Raw genomic sequence first — 18,687 nt, 5'->3', positions numbered from 1 at the left:
CTTGGGGGGGGGGGTGTTGCCCCCCCCGTGCGCCCCCCCCCCCCCCCCCGGCGCTGCCGGTCCCCCCCCCCTCCTGGCCGCCGCCGCCGGCACCGACCCAGACCGGGACCCGGCCGCCGACGACCTCACGCGCCTTCGCCAGTACCGCCGCGTGCTCGGCAGGGGAAAGCGAGCTCAGCTCGCCGGTCCCGCAGGCGACGAACACCGCGCCGGCCCCGGCGGCCACATGGCTTTCCACGTTCTCCGCGAACGCGTCGAGGTTCAGCTCGAGGTCCTCGGTGAACGGGGTGAGGGGGAACGCCAGCAGGCCGTCCAGCTCGATCTTGGGCTGTGCCATCAGTTTCTGCTCTTTTCGTCCTTGTCGGTTGTGGCCAGGATTCGGCCGGGGGCTAGGCGGGCACGGTGGAGCCCTCCTTCGCACCCGCCGAGGCGACCTCGTCGTCGCTGCCGATGGTGTCGATGATGACGTCGGTGGTGTCCTTGCGCTCGGGCGCGATCAGCCCCAGCCCGGTGTAGAGCGCCAGCGAAACCAGGACCGGCGTCGCGATGAGCGCCGTCTGACTGACGTCGAACACGTAGTAGACCAGTCCGTACGCGATGAGCCCGCCCGCCCAGGAGACGATCGCGGCCCGCGCCCCGCACCGGCGGAACCAGGGCAGCATGCCCAGCAGCAGCGGGATGGAGATCGGGCCCATCAGCGCCGCCACCCAGTTCACCACGATCTGCAGCACACCGCCCAGGTTCTGCGCCTGTGTCGCGACGATCATGGTCAGCACCACGAAGGTCACCGTGGTGATCCGGGCGGCCTTGAGGCCCTGGACGTCGGTCCACCGGCGGGCCTTGCGGAACATCACCGGGATCATGTCGCGGGTGATGACCGCGGAGATCGCGTTCGCGTCGGAGGACACCATAGCCATGGTGTGCGAGAAGATGCCGGCCAGCACCAGCCCGATCAGGCCGGGCGGGAGGAACGTCGTGGTCATGATCGCGTAGGAGTTGTTGGGGTTCTTCACGCCCGGGATCAGCAGCGGCGCGGCGAACATCGGGAACATCAGCACCAGCGGCCAGATCAGGTACAGCGCCGAGGAGAGGCGGGCGCCGCGCCGGGCCGCGTGGGTGTTCGGCGCGGCCATGTACCGCTGCGCCAGGTTCCACATGCCCCCGTTGTACTCGAACGTCTTCACCAGTACGTAGACGAGAAGGAAGATCGTGGTGTACTTCGGCGTCGTCGGGTTGACGTGGGCCGAGGGCAGCTTGTCCCACATGGTCCACAGCGCCGAGATACCGCCGAGCTTGCCCAGGACGACCACGATCATCACGATCGCGGCGATGGCCTGGATGACGAACTGGCCCAGTTCGGTGAGCGCGTCCGCCCACAGGCCGCCGACCGTGCAGTAGAAGAGCGTGACCACGCCGGTGATGAGGATGCCCAGGTTGTAGTCCACCCCGGCGAACACGTTCAGCAGCGTGGCGACCGCGAACCACTTGGCGGCGATGTCGAAGATCTTCAGCAGGCTGCCGCTCCACGCCAGCACCTGCTGGGTCGGCACGTTGTACCGCTTGGCGAGGTACTCCAGCGGCGAGGCCACCCCGAGCTTCGACCGTAGCTTGTTCCAGCGCGCGGCGAACAGCCAGCTGCCGATCGCGACGCCGATGCCGATGCTGGCGAAACCCCAGAAGTACACGGTGATGCCGTCGGTGTACGCGACCCCCGCGTACGCGACGAAGAGGACGGCGCTGTAGCCGGACATGTGGTGCGAGATCCCGGTCAGCCACCAGGGCATCTTCCCGCCCGCCGTGAAGAAGTCCTTCACGTCACCGACGCGCTTGTGCGACCACCAGCCGATCACCACCATCAGCCCGAAATAAGCGCACATCATCGCCCAGTCGAGTAAGTGCACCGCTGACTCCCTTCCGCGTCCACGTTGATGCGGTTCACATCCATGAACGGAGTCTGTTATAGTGATTATGTTCATCCATAAGAACGCTGTTCGGCACGCTAATATGGCCGCAGTCACAAATCAAGGCACAGTCGCCACTTCAAAAGCACAGTCACGGTCAACGGCCGGTTGGAGGAGTACAGATGCCGCAGAAGGCCGACAGCCCCGTGGCCGTCAACGGCGAGAGCGCCGGGGTCAAGTCGGCGCGGCGCGCCGTCGACCTCATCGAGACCTTCGCGGCCAACGACGTCTGGCTGTCCCTTTCGGACCTCCACGCGCGGACCGGCTTTCCCCGGTCGAGCCTGCACGGGCTGCTGCGGACACTGCTCGACACGGGCTGGCTGGAGGCGGACCCGAACACCGCGCGCTACCGGCTCGGCGTCCGCGCGCTGATCTGCGGCACGGCCTACCTCGACCGGGACGCCGTCGTCCCGTTCGCGACCGAGGCACTGGAGCGCATCCGCGAGAAGACCGGCTTCACGGCGCACTTCGCGCGCCGCAACGGCACCGAGGTCGTCTACCTCGAGACGCGCGAGGCGCAGCGTTCGACCCATCTCGTGTCCCGCGTCGGCCGGACACTGCCCACGCATGCGACGGCGCTGGGCAAGGCGCTGCTGGCCGAGCTGACCCGCGACGAGATCGACCAGCTGATGCCCGCCGAACTGCCCGCCCTCACCCCGAACACGATCACCACCCGCGAGGCGCTGCACGCCGAATGCGCCGCGACCCGGGAGCGTGGCTACGCCTCGGAAGTCGAGGAGGGCACCCTCGGCGTCCGCTGCGTGGCCGCGGTGATCCCCTACCGCATCCCCGGCACCGACGCGATCAGCTGCTCGATGCCCATCGCGCAGGTCAGCGACGCCGAAGCCAAGCTCGTCGGCGAGCTGCTGGCCGAGGCCACCGCGGAACTCGGCAGGCAACTGCGCCGCGCCGGTATCCGCTGAGACCCCGCCGCCGCCTTAACCGTCCACTTCGGACATTCCATGGAAAGGACCTCGACACATGGCAGACCAGCGTGTGCTGATCACCGGCTCGGCGGGCGTCGTCGGCACCCTGATGCGCCCGAGGCTGCGCCGCGAGGGCCGGGTGCTGCGCCTGCTCGACCTCGCCCCGCAGCCCGCCGCCGAGCCCGGCGAAGCGGTCGAGGTGCGCACCGGTTCGGTGACCGACGCCGAGGCGATGGCTTCGGCCTGCGAAGGCGTGGACGCGGTGATCCACCTGGGCGGGCACAGCAGGGAAAACTCCTGGGAAGCCACCCTCGACGTCAACATCGACGGCACGCACACCGTGCTCGAAGCGGCGCGGGCCGCCGGGGTGTCCCGGGTGATTCTGGCGTCGAGCAATCACGCCGTCGGCTTCCGCCGCAACGACGAAGGCGGCACCACCGGCCTGCCCGCGGACTCCTCGCCCCGCCCGGACACCTACTACGGCGTCAGCAAGGCCGCGATCGAGGCGCTCGGCAGCCTGTACCACTCCCGGTTCGGGATGGACGTCATCGTCATCCGGATCGGCTCGTGCTTCGAAACCCCGCTGCCGCTGGGCCCGCGCGGCCTGACCACCTGGCTCTCCCCCGACGACGGCGCCCGGCTCTTCGAGGCCTGCCTCAGCGCACCGTCACCGGGATACCGGCTGATCTGGGGCGTCTCGGACAACACCCGGCGGATCTATTCGCTGACCGAGGCCGAGGCGCTGGGCTACAAGTCGCTCGACAACGCCGAGGTCTACGCCGAGCAACTGGCGGACAAACCCACGCCCACCGGGATCGCCGCCGAGTACGTCGGCGGCCCCTTCTGCACGGCGCCACTGGGCGAGTTCAACCCGCTCTGAGCGCCCCGGCTCCTAACCCTCCACAATGGACTCCGCGGCGAGGCGGTCACGCCAGGCGTGGTCGCCGAGCAGCGGCCGGAACCGCGTCAGCAGAGCCAAAATTCCGGCACCCGCCTGGCGGGCGAAGTCGGCGCTCGCGAAGACGAGATCGAGTTCGTTGGCGGCGGTGAGCTCGGCGAAATCCCTTCGCTGTTCCTTGGTGGGCACGAACTCCTCGGCAGAGAACCGGTCCGTCATCGGGGCGCCCTCGGCGAGCCGCGGATAGGAAGCCGACCGGTCACAGGCGCCATAGAGATAGACCAGCGCCTCGGCCTCGGCACCGACGGCCTCGGCGAGTTCGGCGCGCCGCCCGAGTGGCATCAGGGCCGTCGGGAAACCGTCCGTTCCGTACGCGGCGTGGCACAACCCCGCGAGCCGCAATGCGGGCCGCGCTTCCCAGCGGGCCAGCCGTTCCTCGACCCGGAGCAGATGAGCCAGCAAGGTCCCGCCGGGGTGCTCGATCTCCGCCGCCCCGTACCGCTCGAGCAAGGCGATCGCGGCGGTGACTCGATGCGCGTCCATGGACGTCCCTTCCGTGTCGGGTCGGCACCCCGCTCCTGCGCGCCGGAGCGAGGTTGCCGCCCTTGGCCTGGCCGTCACCATCGTCGGCCCGGCGGAGGGCCCCGGTCAATTCTCGGGTTTACTGGGAGAAGTCCAAGCTCTAGCTTGGATCCCGTGACTCTGGAGGATCTGCGTGTCTTCGTGGCCGTGTGTGACCGGGGCAATCTGAGCGCCGTCGCGCGCGAGCTGTCCCGTAGCCAGTCCGCGGTGAGTCAGCACATCAAACGGCTGGAACGGGAGATCGGCCTGGCCCTGGTGGAACGCAGGCCGCGCGGCGTCGTGCCGACCCAGGCGGGACGTCTCCTGCACACCGCGGCCCGCGGCAGCCTCAACGGCATCGACTCGGTGGTCCGCCAGCTGCGCGACCTCGCCGAGGGCACCGCGGGCGAGGTCCGCGTCACGACCGGCGCGACGACCGTCCGGCACTTCATGGCGAACGGCATCCTCGCCTTCCGGCAGCGCTTTCCGAAGGTACGCCTGGAATTCCACACCCGGGTCGCCAGTCGCGACTGCCTGGCCGCACTCCTCGCGGACGAAGCCGAAATCGCCCTGATCACTATCGGGGACCCGGTGCGCGGAATCGAGCAGCATCCGTTCCTCGAACTCCCGTGGTCGCTCGCGGTCGGCGTCGACGACCCGCTCGCCGGCCGCGCGCGTCTCGACCTCGGCGCGCTCGAGGAAATCCCGCACATCAGGCTCCCGGAGAAGTCGGCCTCGCGAGCGCAGCTGGACGCGCGCCTGGCCGAACGCGGGATCGGCCAGGCGGGGTCGGCAGGGGTCGCGGACTGGGACACCGTCATCATGCTGGCGGAGCTGGGCGTGGGCCGCGGCGTGGTGCCCGCCCTGCCCGGCTGGAATCCGTCCCGGCATCCGAGGCTGCGGCTGATCCCCATCCCCGACTTGCCCCCACTGGTCGCGGGCTGGGGTGTCCGGCAGTGGGAAACGCTTACCCCGTTCGCCCGCACGTTCGCCGAAACCATCGTCGCGAATCTGGTCTAGACCACCCGATCGTAGGTAGTCACCCCGCCAGGCCGCGCCTACATTGGGCCGAACCGCCGCGCTCTCCGCTTCAGCAGGAAACTCCGGATGGGAGCTGGGTATGTTCGGTCGGATGGCACGTGTGCTCGGAATCGGCCTGGCGGCCACGACCGCCGTGTCGCTGGTCGTGCTGGGCCAGGCGGACGCGTCGGCGCAGGGCGAAACGTGCGCGGTGAAGTCCAGGCCTTCGGGCAAGGTGGTGCAGGGGTACTGGGAGAACTGGGACGGCGCCGCGAACGGCGTCCACCCGCCGATGGGGTGGATCCCGATCACCGACGCCAGGATGGCGGCGCACGGCTACAACGTGATCAACGCCGCGTTCCCGGTCATCCAGTCGGACGGCACCGTGCTCTGGGAGGACGGGATGGACTCGACCGTCAAGGTGGCCACCCCCGCCGAGATGTGCGCGGCGAAGGAGGCGGGTGCCACGATCCTGATGTCCATCGGCGGCGCGGCGGCGGGCATCGATCTCAACTCGTCCACGGTGGCCGACCGGTTCGTCGCCACCATCGTGCCGATCCTCAAGAAGTACAACTTCGACGGGATCGACATCGACATCGAAACCGGGCTGGTCGGCGGCAGCAGCATCAACGAGCTTTCGCCGTCGCAGGCCAACCTGATCCGCATCATCGACGGCGTGCTCGGCCAGATGCCGTCGAACTTCGGCCTCAGCATGGCGCCGGAAACCGCTTACGTCACCGGCGGCAGCGTCACCTACGGCTCGATCTGGGGCGCGTACCTGCCGATCGTCAAGAAGTACGCCGACAACGGGCGGCTGTGGTGGCTCAACATGCAGTACTACAACGGAAGCATGTACGGCTGCTCCGGTGACTCGTACCAGGCGGGCACGGTCGAAGGCTTCGCCAGGCAGACCGACTGCCTGAACAAGGGGCTCGTCGTGCAGGGCACCACGATCCGCGTCCCGTTCGACAAGCAGGTCCCCGGGCTGCCCGCCCAGCCCGGCGCCGGTGGCGGCTACATGTCGCCGGGCCTGGTCTCCCAGGCGTGGCGGAACTACTCCGGCGCGCTGAAGGGTCTCATGACCTGGTCGATCAACTGGGACGGCTCGAGGAACTGGACCTTCGGCGACAACGCGAAGTCGTTGCAGGGCCGCTGATCCCGGGGTTCGAGCGCCCCAATGTGGCATTGGGTGCGTTGGACGCACCGAACGCCACATTGGGGCGCATGAGCCGGGAATCCATCAGGAGCCCAAGTGTCCCAAGGCATCCAGATCGACGGCCTCCTTGACGAGGCTGAAACCGTCCGGGGGCACACCCTTCGTCGAGGTGAGCCACGCGCCGCGTGCGTGGGGGCGCGTGCGCCGCGCCTCCTTGCCGAGCAGTAACGCGACATAGCAGCCGTAATCGATGGCGTAACCGTCGTAGAGCGTGCCGGGACGATGCGAATCCACCAGCCCGCGCCGCAACACGTGCAGCAGCCGCGCGTCGTAGAGATCCTCGATCATCTCGTGCCGTGCCCCGGAAAGCTGATCGAGCACGAAGGTCCGGGACCGGCGTTTGCCGACGACCTCGTCCACGAGCAGCCGCAGCAGGCGCAGCGCTTCCTCGTTCCCGCTGATCGCGGTCTGCTTGTCCCGCAGGTACCAGTCCCTGGCGGCCAGGCGCACGTCCCGCAGGCCGATCGCGCCGTCGTGGGCGTACTGCGCGGCGAGCGCCGCGATGTTGATCGCGTCGCGGGGCACACCTTCGGCGGCGCGGACGAGTTCGGCGAAAGCCGTGCCGCGGAAGGCGTCCGCCACGAAGCTCGCCGGATCCGGCGGCAGGAAGGAGGAGATCATCGACGCCAGCCTCGTTCCGGCGTGATTGTGGAAGAGCTGTGCGAAGAACTCCTGCGCCCGCGTCCGCGAGGCGTCGAAGATCATGATGTCGTCCAGGCTCACCGCCGACGCCGCGTCCGCGCCGACCTCGATGCCGACGTGATCGCCGTCGGCGAGGCGCTCGCGGAACCGGGACCGCCGCTCGATCGCGGCGATCTTCACCGTCATCCCCGCGGTCGGCAGGACACACCGCCGCAGCAGGTCCGCGAGCAGCGGCTGCAGCTCCAGCGGAAGGCTGCTCCATTCGTCCAGCAGCAACCAGACCCGCCGCCCCTCCAGCGCACTCGCGATCGTCCGCATGGCGCGGTTGAGCGGGCCGAACACCAGATGGCTGCGCTCGGTCCCGGTGCGCCGCAGCCTGCTCTCCCCGGTCACCGACCGCCGGTGTCCCATCGACATCTTCAGGCTGAGCGGCACACCCACTTCGACGCCGTTGGTGGCCTCCTCCGCCAGCCCCGCCCGGGTTTCCCGCTCCACCTCGCCCACCACCTCGACGGCGGTGGCGGCCTCGGCCAGCGCGTCCAGTGCGGGCAGCAGCACCTCGGGATCGCCGAGCTCCCGGTCGACCACGACCGCGAGCAGTTCCTCGTGGATGGCCTCGAGCGTGTCGATCAGCAGGTGCGTCCCGCGCGCGGCGGCGCTCAACGTGCCGTCGGCGTAGAGCCCGCCCGCCGAGCCGAGTGTCCGCAGGTCGAGGTACATCGCGATGTCGCCGGTGTTGTCGACGAGGTCACTCAGGTAGAGCAGCGCGTGGGTCTTCCCGGTGCCGCGCCTGCCGTAGATGATCTGGTGATCGGTCGAGTGCAGCATCGCCGAAAACGATCCCGCGGTGACGAACGTCTTGGTCAGCGTCGCTCTGTCGGCGCTCTCCGCGCGCCGCGGAATGCGCATCAGCGCCTGGTTCACATGCCGTTGCCGCCCGACGGTCCCCATCGCAGCAACCTTGCCGCGCGGGGACACGCCGGGCAGCCGCCGTCCGCGTGATCGCGGCCGGCACCCCGGGTGACGTCGACCCGGACGATCAGGGCAGGCCCCACGGCGTCGAGACGCCGTTCGCGGGAACCGGGCGGACGGTGAAGTCCGGCCGGTCACCCTTCCGGTACACCACCGCCTCCTCCCCCGCGCGCAGCTCGAGCTGGAGATCGCCGTTCGGCAGCGCGCGCCACCGTTTCGGCCTGCCCCAGGTGTCCCGCACGACGAGGTCGCCGTCGATGCCCGGCCGCAGCACGCATGGCGCGCCCGCCTCGCTCCGGACCTTGAGCCACCGCGTCTTCCCGCCCTCCCGCGACGCGCTGAGCAGGAACGCCCCCTGAGTCCGGAAGTCCGACAGCGCCACGTCGCCCCAGTTCGCCGGAACGGCGGGGAACAGCCGGATGACCCCGCCCCAGCTCTGCACGAGCATGTCGTGCAGCGACTGCGCGGCCGACAACGGCGTCTCGATGACCGGGCCGGATTCCTTGTACATGGTGTTCGGCTGGATGAACCGCTTCTGCAGCTCGCCGAGGTAATACGCGGCCTTGTCGCCCCGCAGCATCTGTGCCGACATCGACGCCGCTCCGGTGAACGTGTAGCCCTGCAGCGCGCCCTCGAAACCGACCCAGTGGTCGAGCGAGGTCTCGATGATCTTCCGGTGTTCCGGCTGCTCCCAGGTGATCTCGTACAGCGGGTAGACCTGGAGCAGATGCGAGTAGTGCCGGTGCGATTTCGCGAACGGCACGCCGGCGCCGATCATGTAGCCGTTGGCGTCCGCCGGATAATCGACCAAAGTGGACAGTACCCGCTGCCAGCGTGGTGCCAGTGGGTCGGCGATGCGCAGTTCGCGCGCTGAGTCGAGCAAAGTCCTGCAGCCCCAGCGGATCAGCGACAGATCGTAGGTGCAGTCCGGGGCGTTGACGCCGTACTCCGGCGAGAACGTCGCGGGCAGGTGGAGCCTGCCGTCCGGTCCCTCCTTCAGGAAGTGCAGGTAGTAGTTGATCGCCCGGCGCAGCAGCGGGAACAGCGTGTCCCGCAACAACTTCCGGTCCATGGTGTGCCGATAGGACAGCCACACGTTGTGCAGTGCCCAGGTCAGGTTGCCGACCTCCGGCGTCGGCGGGTCCTGTCCGGGGATGCCGACGGCGTATCCGCTGGTGGTCCCGGCGGCACCGTTGAGCAGGCTCATGTCGGTGGTGCGCGGGATGCCCGCCGAATCGGCACGATACGGCTCCGACAGCTGATTCGACAGGTTGGCGCGGTACTTGTCGAGCGTGTGGCTGACGGCGTCCAGTTCGAGGTGGTTCGAGCCGTGGATGAGCCAGTACTCGAGCTGTACGTTGAGGTTCCACCACGTGGCAGGCCACGGCGTCGGTTCGAGCCATGGCCCCGAAGTCGCCATCACCGGCGCTTCACGGCGGGCCGCGGACGCCACCTTGTACAGCTGGATCCAGTAGAAGCTCTGCAGCCGGGTGTCCGGAATGGACAGAAAACTACGCCGGTAGTAGTCATGCCACCAGCGCCGGTGCCCGTAGGTGAGTAATCCGAACGGCTCCGCGCGGCGGACCGCGCGCAACGCCACCGCCTTCGCCGTCCTTTGTGGATGCGACCACGCCACCGACGTGTAGAGCGTGCGAGCCGAACCCCAGGACGTCTCACGCCATGCGGTCACGTGCTCCCCTCCGGCGAGCAGCCCCTGGACGGCGAGGCGGCAGTCCCCGCTCGCCTCCATGCTCGCCGGCGGATTCGCGACGTACCCGGCGGGCGGCGGCTTCCCGAACTTCGGATCCGTTCTCGGGCTCACGGCCTCGGCCGGATGAAAGACCCAGCGGAAGTCCCGCTCGCCCTCGGTCGGCCGGACCTCGATCGCGAGCAACGACTGTTCACTGTGGACGATCGCTCGCAGCGCGAGACTGCCCGCCACCGTGGTGATCGTGCCGGTCAGCTCGGCGTTCCACAGATCCAGCCGCCAGTCGATCGCCGTGATCGCGCCGACCGGCTCCAGCGTGAAGTAGCCGATCGGCAGCCGGGCGAGGCCGAACAGCGAGCCGAACTCGGGCCGGTGATCCTGGACCTGGCTGTGCTGGACGTTGAACCGGACGGCGTTGCGGCCGGGCTCGGCGTAGATCCCCGAGCCGAGGAAACCGTTGCCCAGGAACGGTCCCTCGTACCAGGTCTTCGGCATGCCGCGCCAGATCAGATCGGCCGAGCCGAGAAACCGCGCCCAGTCGACGTCGGCGCGCCCGAAGAACTCGGCCGCCGAGGCCGTCGTGCCGGTGCCCGCGAGTCCGGCGGCCGCGAGCCCGGCGAGCGTCCCGCCGAGCATCGTTCTCCTGCTGATGTCCATTCGCAGACCTCCTTGTCCGTGTCCTCGCCTCAGCCGGGCAGCCCCCACGCCGGTGCCGTACCGAGCGCCGTGACGTCGCGCGGATCCAGATCGGGGCGCGCGCCGCGCCGGGTGATCACCGCGGTGCCGCCGCGACGCAGCCGGACGGCGATCCGGCCGGGCGCCTCGGCCCGCCACGGCACCGGGCGGCCCCAGCCGTCACGGACCTCGATGTCGCCCCGGATACCGTGTTCGAGCACGAGCGGCTCGCCCGCCTCGCTGCGAACGCGGATCCAGTCGGTCGCCCCGTCGCGGCGAGAGGCGTCGACGACAAAGGCTCCCTCGGTGCGCAGTCCGGCGAACGAGGCCTCCGGCCAGCTCGCGGACACCGACGGGAACACCTTGAGCACCCCGTTCGCGCCCTGCACCTGCATGTCCACAATGGACTGCGCGGCGGTGATCGGGCTCTCGATGGCGAAGTTCGCGCCCTCGCGGTACATCGTGTTCGGCGTCAGCTGGGTGTCGCCGACGATCGTCCGGTTCAGGAAGACCTGGAGGAACTTCAGGGCCTCCTCCGGCGCGTCCATCACCGAGCACATCGAGGACGCGGCAGCGTAGCTGTAGCCGTGCCACAGGGACTGCATCGACGTCCAGTGATCGAACGTCCGGCGCATGACGTCGCGATCCCCCGGCCGCTCCCACAGCTTCTCGCGCAGCGGGTAGAGCCACAACAGGTGCGAGAAGTGCCGGTGCGAGTCGGCGAGCGGGACCCCGTCGCCGATCAGCACCCCGTCCGCGCCCTGGTGGTACGGCACGAGTTTCGCCGAGATCTCCTGCCACGCCTTGACACGCGGATCGTTGATGCGCAGCTTCGCGGCCGTGTCGACGAGTGTGCGCGCGGCCCAGCGGATCAGCGAAAGGTCGTAAGTGCAGTCGGCGGCGTCGGCGTATTCCGGCGAGCGCGTCAGCGGCAGGTGCAGCAGGCCGTCGGCGCCGGGCGTAAGAAAGTGCCGGTAGAAGTTGAGCGCCTTGGCGAGCGCCGGGTACAGCTCGCGCAGCACGCGCTCGTCCATGCTGTGCCGATAGGCGAGCCAGACGTTGTGCAGTCCCCACAACAGGTTTCCGGTCTGGTCGGTCTTGTTCGGCGTACCGGGAACGCCGACGGTGCGAGTGCCGCCGGGCCGCAGCCGCCAGTCGCTCGGGTGCGACAGCGCATACGTCTCGCCGTCGCGGTAGGCCGGAGGCACCGACAGTTCCAGGTTCGCGTGGTCCCGGCGGAACGTCGTGGTGACCGCGTCGAGCTCCGGATGGTTGGCGCTGTTGACGATCGGGTAGGTGACCTGGACGTTGAGATTCCACCAGACCGCGGTCCAGCTGTTGCCGACCTCGGGGAACCACGGCCCCCATTCGGACACCACCGGCGCGTCCGCCCGGGTCGACGCGGCGATCTTGTACAGCTGGATCCAGTAGAACCGCTGGATCCACTTGTCCGGTACCGAGACGAAACTCTTGTGGTGGAAGGAATTCCACCAGTGGCGATGACGGGCGACGAGAATGTCGAGGTTGCCGGAAAGCGCTTCCTGAACACTGCGGATCGCGTCGCGCGTGTGCGTCGGCTTCGGGAACCCGTAGGCGATCGTCGCGGCGAGAAGTCTTCGCGTGCCGAACCTCCGCTCCCGCCACGCGGTCGTGTACCCACCCCCGGCGAGCAACGGCTGTTCGGCGTACTGAACGCCGCCGCTGGCCCCGATCGTCGGCGCCGGGTTGGCGACGTACTCCGGGGGCTTGCGGACCGTGCGCGTGGTCGCGGAGACGAGCGGCTGGAACGCCCACGCCGCGTTCGCCTCACCCGCGCTGGGCGAGAGGGAGACGAGCAGGACGCCGAGGTCGTTGTGCACCAGCGCGGAGAACGCGATCGAGCCCTGCGTGGTGGTCACGGTGCCGGAAAGCTCGGCGTTGTAGATGTCGAGCGTCCAGTCCACGGCAGTGATCGCGCCCGCGAAGGTGAGCGTGAGGTAGCCGACCGGCAGCCGCGACAGCCCGATCCCGGCCTCCCACTGACCGCGCTGGTCCTGGACCTGGGTGTGACTCAGCATCAGCTTGAGGGTCTGCGGCGTCGCGCCGGCGTAGATCTGGGCGCCGAGGTATCCGTTGGCGAGGAAGGGCGCGTCCTGCCAGCCGGTCGGGAGCCGGGCCCAGCGCAGATTGGCGTCGGAAGCGACGTCGCGATGAATGTCGCGACGTCCCTGACCTGCCACCCCCGCCTCGTCTCCGCCTCCGCTCGCGCTCGCCGGTGGTGCCGCCCGCGCCCACAACCCGCCGAGCGCGGCCGCCCCGGCAGCGACGGAAGCCGTGCGCAGCAAGGCACGACGGGACACCTCGACCATGGAGCGCCTCCCGATTCATACAACGTTTAGCCGGAGTTGTCTCCCGGCGAACGGCATGTTCGCAGACTTTCACGCGGGTTGACCAGTCCAGACATCCGATGTATCCCACTGACCGGTGCACATTCAAGGTCGTGAACATCGCTCCCGCACGTCGGCGCTGCTCCCGAAGCCGAAGGACGTCGCGTACAGGACACTGAACGTCCCGAACGCGTCGTTCGCGACGTCACCACGGTGCGGTCAGGCGTCGGGCAGGGGCGGCAAAACCGGATTGTCCAGCCAGGTCGCGAAAAACCCGGCCAGCGACTCCCCCGCATACCCCTCCGCGAGCGCGGTGAACTGCGCCGTCGTCACGGTGCCGTGCCGGTGATCGGTGGCCCACGCGCGCACCAGCGGGAAGAACACCGCGTCGCCGACCCGGTGCCGCAGGGCGTGCAGGGTCAGGGCGCCTCGCTTGTACACGCGCTCGTCGAACATCTTCGCCACGCCGGGGTCGGCGATCCGCAGGTCCATCGGCTTCGCCCGCATCCGGGAGTGCCACGACCCGGCGAGCGCGCGCACGGGCTGGCCGCCGGATTCCTCCGACCACAGCCATTCGGTGTAGGTCGCGAAGCCCTCGTTGAGCCAGATGTGCCGCCAGTCGGCCACCGTCAGGCTGTTGCCGAACCACTGGTGCGCCAGCTCGTGCACCACCAGCCGCTCGTGGGTACGCCTGCCGTCGACGTGGTTGGCGCCGAAGATCGACATCCCCTGCGCCTCGATCGGGTCGTCCAGCTCGTCGTCGGCGATCACGACGACGTATTCCCCGAACGGGTAAGGCCCGAACCACTGCTGCAGCAGGTCCATCATGCGGCCCTGACGCCCGAAGTCCCGTTCGAACGGCACCCGCAGGCGCGGCGGGACGGCCGCGCGCAGCGGAACCGGGCCCGCCGAAAGCTCGACGTCGTCATAGCGTCCTATTTGGACACTCATGAGGTAGGTCGGCGTCGGCTCCGCGCGCTCGAAGACCCACTTCGTCGTGCTCGCCGAGTCGTACCGCGAGACGAGGTCGCCGGTGACGGCGACCAGGTACGGCGAGGACGTCGACACGGTCACGCGGTAGGACGCCTTGTCCGCCGGGTGATCGTTGCACGGGAACCACGACGGCGCGCCGACCGGCTGGCTCGCGACGAGCGCGCCGTCGGTCAGCTCGTCCCAGCCGATGTCGCCCCAGCGGCTCGTCACCGGACGCGGATTGCCGACGTACCGGACCTCCACCCGGAACTCCGCCTCCGCCGGGATCGACCTGGCCGGCTTGACCTGCAGCTTCTGTCCACGGTGGACGTACTTGGCCGGTTTGCCGTCGACGACCACCCTGCCGATCCGGAACTCGCCGAGGTCGAGCGTGAACCGGGACAGCGCTTGCCGCGAGGTGCAGGTGAGCACCGCCGTCGCGGACAGCCGGTTGGGTCCGATCCGGTAGTCCAGGTCCAGGTCGTAGTGCCGCACGCGGTAGCCACCGTTGCCGTGGCGGGGAAGGTAGGAATCTCCGGAGGTGTCCGCCCCCGGACCGGGAGCGGAAGCCCTCGAAATCACTCGTTCGTCACCCTCGCCACGCCGAAATCGGATTGCCCAGCCAGCGCGAACCTGCCGGAACGGCGTCGCCCCTGGTCACCAGCGACCCGGGTCCGACGGTCGTCCGCGCGCCGATGCTCGCGCCCGGCAGCACGATACCGTGCGGCCCGAGCGTCGCGCCCTCGTCCAGGGTAACCGGCGACATGCTCATGATCCGGTCGTGGAACAGGTGCGTCTGCACGACACAGCCGCGGTTGATCGTCGCGCCGTCGCCGAGCCGCACCAGGTCGGCCTCCGGCAGCCAGTACGTCTCCAGCCAGACTCCGCGCCCGATCTTGACGCCCATGGTGCGCAGCCAGGCGGTCAGCAGCGGGGTGCCGCCCACCGAGCCGATCAGCCACGGCACCGCGAGCGCCTCGACGAACGTGTCGGCCAGCTCGTTGCGCCACACGAACGAACTCCACAGCGGATGCTCGATGTCGCGGAACTTCCCGACCAGCAGCCATTTCATGATCGTCGCGACCAACGCGGCCACGACACCGGCGGCGAGCAGCAACGGACCACCCAGCAGCGCCGCGACCACGAACCCGTACGCCGAGGCCAGCGCGAGGAACCCGCCCGCGACGAGCACGGTCAGCGCGACGCCGCACATGACCGGCACGATCCGGCACAACTCGACCAGCGCCCGCGCGGCCTTGAGATGCAGCGCCGGGGTGTAGGTGCGGCTGGTGTCCGCCTCGCCGACCGCGCGGCGCACCGGCAGCGGCGGCATCCCGAGATACGAGGAGCCTTTCTTCGCCTTCAGCGGTGCCGACGACAGAACGCCGACCAGACCGCGCTTGGGCACCGACCGGCCCGGCGCGGCCATCCCCGAGTTGCCGAGGAACGCCTGCTTGCCGATCCGCGCCGGCGCGACGTGCAGCCAGCCGTGGCCCAGCTCGTAGGTGGCGACCATGGTGTCGTCGGCGAGGAACGCACCACTGTCCACTTTGGTCATCTTGGGCAGCGCGAGCACGGTCGACGCCTCGACGTTGCGGCCGACCTTCGCGCCGAGCATCCGCAGCCACACCGGGGTGAACAGGCTGGCGTACAACGGGAACAGGCCCTCGCGGGCCATGCCCATCAGCCGTTCGGTGGCCCACACCTGCCACGCGACGCGGCCGTGCACCGGGTGGTAGCCCTCGACCATGCCGATGCTCAGCGACCGGACGCCGACGAGCACGAGCAGCATGTACGTCAGGAAGTACGCGATCGTCGCGAGCGGCGAGAACACCAGCGCGTTCACGACCGCCGCGCTCAGCGTCGGCGCTCCAGCCACGGCGTACCCGAGCACCGCGACGCCCGGCAGCGCGGCGAGGCCGGGCAGGAACCCGAGCACCAGCGACGTCGCGCCGTAGACGGCGGCCCAGAATCGCGAGCGCGGCGGGCGGCTCGACGGCCACTTCAGCGCGTCCTTCGCGTCCTTGGCGACCCGCGCGGCGGGCGAACCCGCCCAGCGCTGACCCGCCGGGACCGCGCCACGCACCGTCGAACCGGCGGCGATCTCCGCGCCCTTGCCGATCCGCACCCCGGGGAACAGCGTGCTGCGGGCGCCGATCCGCGCGTCCGCGCCGATCCGGATCTTGCCGATGTGCACGAGATCGCCGTCCACCCAGTGCCCGGACAGGTCGACCTCGGGCTCGATCGCGGCACCGCGGCCGAGCTTGAGCAGGCCGGTCACCGGCGGCGGCGAGTGCAGGTCGACGTCCTTGCCGATCCGCGCGCCGAGCGCCTTCGCGTAGGTCGCCATCCAGGACGCCCCGGCGACGCTGTCCGCGCCGCTGAACTCGGCGAGCTTCTCCGCCGTCCACAGTCGCAAGTGGACACTGCCGCCCCGCGGGTAGCTACCGGGGCGCACGCCGGAGAGCAGCACGCGCGCGCCGCCCGCGGCGATCGCGATCCGGCCCGCCGGGCTGAACAGCACCAGCCACGCCAGCCCGATCCAGCCCCAGTTCAGCGTCGGCGCCCAGGCGAACCCGAGCAGCGCCAGCACGTTCGACAGCGCGGCGGCGATGGTGGCCCAGCGCAGCCCGACGAGGCCGAGCAGCGGGACCATGAGCACGCTCTGGATCAGCCCGGCCCGGCGCGGCGTCGGCGCGACCTCGCGGCTCTCGGTCTCCTGGCCGCTCAGCGCGTCCAGCATCGCGGCGAGCGCGCCCAGCTTCGGATGCTGGTAGATGTCGGACACCGACACCTGCGGATGCCGGGTGCGGATGCGCGCGATGAGCTGCGCCGCGGTGAGGCTGCCGCCGCCGTGCGTGAAGAAGTCCGCCTTCGGGTCCTTCACCGACACACCGAGGATTTCCGCCCAGCCCTCGGCCAGCCAGGTCTCGGTGGCCGACAGCCCGGCCGCGCTGGCGTCCACTGTGGACAGCGGCCAGGGCAGCGCGGCGCGGTCGACCTTGCCGGAGGTGCGGGTCGGCAGGTCGTCGATGACGGCGAGCAACGGCACCAGCGCGGCGGGCAGCTGCTCGCGCAGGCGGGTCGCGGCGTCGTCGAGATCGAGGTTCGCGTCCGGCGCCGGGACGACGTAGCCGACCAGGACCTGGTTGCCCGCCTTCGTGCGGCGGATCGCGGCGGCGGCACCCTGCACGCCGGGCAGGGACTGCAGCGCGGCGTCGACCTCGCCCAGCTCGATGCGGCGCCCGCCGAGCTTGACCTGTTCGTCGAGCCTGCCGAGGAACAGCAGGCCCTCGGGCTCCGCGCGGACCATGTCGCCGCTTCGGTAGGCGCGCTGCCAGCCGAGCGCGGGCAGCGGCGCGAACTTCTCGGCGTCCTTCTCGGCGTCGAGGTAGCGGGCCAGCCCGGCGCCGCCGATGACCAGCTCGCCGGTCTCCCCCATGCCGACCGGCTCGCCCGCCTCGTTGACGACCGCGAGCTGCCAGCCGACCAGCGGCAGGCCGATGCGGACGGGCCCCTCGCCGGTCAGCTGCGCGGCGCAGGCGACGACGGTGGCTTCGGTGGGGCCGTAGGTGTTCCAGACTTCGCGGCCCTCGACGGCGACGCGCTCGGCCAGCTCCGGCGGGCAGGCTTCGCCGCCGAAGATCAGCAGGCGGACGTCTTCCAGCGCGTCGGCGGGCCAGAGCGCGGCGAGCGTCGGGACGGTCGAGACGACGGTGATGCGCTGCGCGACCAGCCACGGGCCGAGGTCGACGCCGGTGCGGACGAGCGCGCGCGGCGCCGGGACGAGGCAGGCGCCGTGCCGCCAGGCCAGCCACATCTCCTCGCACGAGGCGTCGAAGGCGACGCTCAGGCCCGCGAGGACGCGGTCGCCGGGGCCGATCGGCTCCTCGGTGAGGAACAGCTCGGCCTCGGCGTCGACGAACGCGGCGGCCGAGGCGTGCGTGACCGCGACACCCTTGGGCTTGCCGGTGGACCCGGAGGTGAAGATGATCCAGGCGTCGTCGGCCGGGGCGGGGCGGCCCTTGCGTCCTCCTGGCGTGCCGTGCACGGTGATGGCGCCGTCGGTGGCGATCGCGGCGACACCGGCCTCGCCGAACACCAGCTCGGCGCGTTCCTCGGGGTCGTCGGCGTCGACCGGGACGTACGCGGCGCCGACCGACAGCGTGGCGAGGATGGCGATGTACAGCTCGGCGGTACCGGAGGAGATCCGGATGCCGACGCGGTCGCCGACGCCGACGCCGTGGGCACGCAGGCGGCGGCCGTAGGCGTCGATCTCGTCGACGAGCTTGCGGTAGGACAGCGTGGTGGTGCCGTCGTCGATCGCGGCGGCGTTGGGGTGCTCGGCCGCGGTGGCGGCGAGGATGTCCAGCAGGGTGCGTTCGCTGGTGCCGAGCCCCGACCAGAACAGGGCCCGGTCGGCGACCGGCGCGGGCGAGGGCGCCTGGGTGACCTCGGCGACACACGCGAGCGGGCGGTGGTCGGCGGTCAGCGTCATCGGCCGCTCACCCCGGCGGCTTTCCGGCCATGGGCGTACTGGGACATCATTCGGGGGCGCAAGCCCATCACTCACCTTCCGCGAGTGTCATTCGGGCTTGCACTCTCCAGTTGAGGCGCCCGCAACAGACCGACCACGATACCCGGAGATGAACGAATGGTTTCTCCTGGGTCACGCCCGAGTGTCGGACGTCACCGCCCACCAGCGAACTCGCGTGTCCAGACGGCGTTTTCGCGTGATTGGACGGAGATTTCGCGAGATCTCCGTTCCAT

Annotated in this window: 12 protein-coding genes; 4 read left to right on the top strand and 8 right to left on the bottom strand. The window is 70.0% G+C overall.

The genetic code is table 11. From position 1 onward, the window contains the following. Both ACFWY9_RS27195 and ACFWY9_RS27190 read right to left on the bottom strand, forming a co-directional pair. Positions 1 to 337, bottom strand: a 337-nt coding sequence (locus ACFWY9_RS27195; RefSeq protein WP_378340241.1) for a dihydrodipicolinate synthase family protein, incomplete at its 3' end; no start/stop codon positions are given. Positions 338 to 389: 52 nt separating this feature from the next. Continuing rightward, positions 390 to 1,901 (bottom strand): sodium:solute symporter family protein, encoded by a 1,512-nt coding sequence (locus ACFWY9_RS27190; RefSeq protein ID WP_378340240.1) that lies wholly within the window; start codon positions 1,899 to 1,901, stop codon positions 390 to 392. 182 nt (positions 1,902 to 2,083) lie between these two features. On the opposite strand from ACFWY9_RS27190, the gene ACFWY9_RS27185 reads away from it, so the two are divergent. Together ACFWY9_RS27185 and ACFWY9_RS27180 are read left to right on the top strand one after the other, a co-directional pair. Beyond that, positions 2,084 to 2,884: an IclR family transcriptional regulator gene (locus ACFWY9_RS27185; protein ID WP_378323961.1), complete on the top strand. Its 801-nt coding sequence runs from the start codon at positions 2,084 to 2,086 to the stop codon at positions 2,882 to 2,884. A gap of 58 nt (positions 2,885 to 2,942) precedes the next feature. Beyond that, positions 2,943 to 3,767 (top strand): NAD-dependent epimerase/dehydratase family protein, encoded by an 825-nt coding sequence (locus ACFWY9_RS27180; RefSeq protein ID WP_378323962.1) that lies wholly within the window; start codon positions 2,943 to 2,945, stop codon positions 3,765 to 3,767. A gap of 12 nt (positions 3,768 to 3,779) precedes the next feature. Here the strand turns inward: ACFWY9_RS27180 and ACFWY9_RS27175 are convergent, their stop codons facing one another. Then, positions 3,780 to 4,328, bottom strand: coding sequence for a DUF6817 domain-containing protein (locus ACFWY9_RS27175; RefSeq protein ID WP_378323963.1), 549 nt, complete (start codon positions 4,326 to 4,328; stop codon positions 3,780 to 3,782). Between the two features lie 153 nt (positions 4,329 to 4,481). Between ACFWY9_RS27175 and ACFWY9_RS27170 the strand changes: the two genes are divergently transcribed. Together ACFWY9_RS27170 and ACFWY9_RS27165 are read left to right on the top strand one after the other, a co-directional pair. Next, the gene (locus tag ACFWY9_RS27170) at positions 4,482 to 5,366 is read left to right on the top strand and encodes a LysR family transcriptional regulator (RefSeq protein WP_378323964.1); all 885 of its coding nucleotides are present in this window, start codon (positions 4,482 to 4,484) and stop codon (positions 5,364 to 5,366) included. Positions 5,367 to 5,466: 100 nt separating this feature from the next. Beyond that, the gene (locus ACFWY9_RS27165) at positions 5,467 to 6,522 is read left to right on the top strand and encodes a chitinase (RefSeq protein ID WP_378340239.1); all 1,056 of its coding nucleotides are present in this window, start codon (positions 5,467 to 5,469) and stop codon (positions 6,520 to 6,522) included. An 84-nt stretch (positions 6,523 to 6,606) separates the two neighbouring features. Here ACFWY9_RS27165 and ACFWY9_RS27160 read toward each other — a convergent pair whose 3' ends face one another. The 5 genes from ACFWY9_RS27160 to ACFWY9_RS27140 form a co-directional block, all read right to left on the bottom strand. Next, complete coding sequence (locus tag ACFWY9_RS27160) at positions 6,607 to 8,175, bottom strand: hypothetical protein (RefSeq protein ID WP_378323968.1); 1,569 nt, start codon at positions 8,173 to 8,175, stop codon at positions 6,607 to 6,609. A gap of 88 nt (positions 8,176 to 8,263) precedes the next feature. Then, positions 8,264 to 10,561, bottom strand: a complete 2,298-nt coding sequence (locus ACFWY9_RS27155; protein ID WP_378340238.1) for a Tat pathway signal sequence domain protein — start codon at positions 10,559 to 10,561, stop codon at positions 8,264 to 8,266. Between the two features lie 29 nt (positions 10,562 to 10,590). Next, positions 10,591 to 12,927: a glycoside hydrolase family 95-like protein gene (locus ACFWY9_RS27150; RefSeq protein ID WP_378340237.1), complete on the bottom strand. Its 2,337-nt coding sequence runs from the start codon at positions 12,925 to 12,927 to the stop codon at positions 10,591 to 10,593. Positions 12,928 to 13,164: 237 nt separating this feature from the next. Further along, positions 13,165 to 14,499, bottom strand: a complete 1,335-nt coding sequence (locus ACFWY9_RS27145; protein ID WP_378340236.1) for a M1 family metallopeptidase — start codon at positions 14,497 to 14,499, stop codon at positions 13,165 to 13,167. Positions 14,500 to 14,506: 7 nt separating this feature from the next. Continuing rightward, complete coding sequence (locus ACFWY9_RS27140; protein WP_378340235.1) at positions 14,507 to 18,415, bottom strand: Pls/PosA family non-ribosomal peptide synthetase; 3,909 nt, start codon at positions 18,413 to 18,415, stop codon at positions 14,507 to 14,509. Between the last annotated feature and the right edge of the window lie 272 nt (positions 18,416 to 18,687).

Origin of the sequence: Amycolatopsis sp. NPDC059027 (genome assembly GCF_042739735.1) — a bacterium.
In the GTDB taxonomy this organism is placed as follows: domain Bacteria; phylum Actinomycetota; class Actinomycetes; order Mycobacteriales; family Pseudonocardiaceae; genus Amycolatopsis.
The sequence above is the reverse complement of the archived record's forward strand: the minus strand, read 5'-3'. Positions and strand labels throughout refer to the sequence as shown.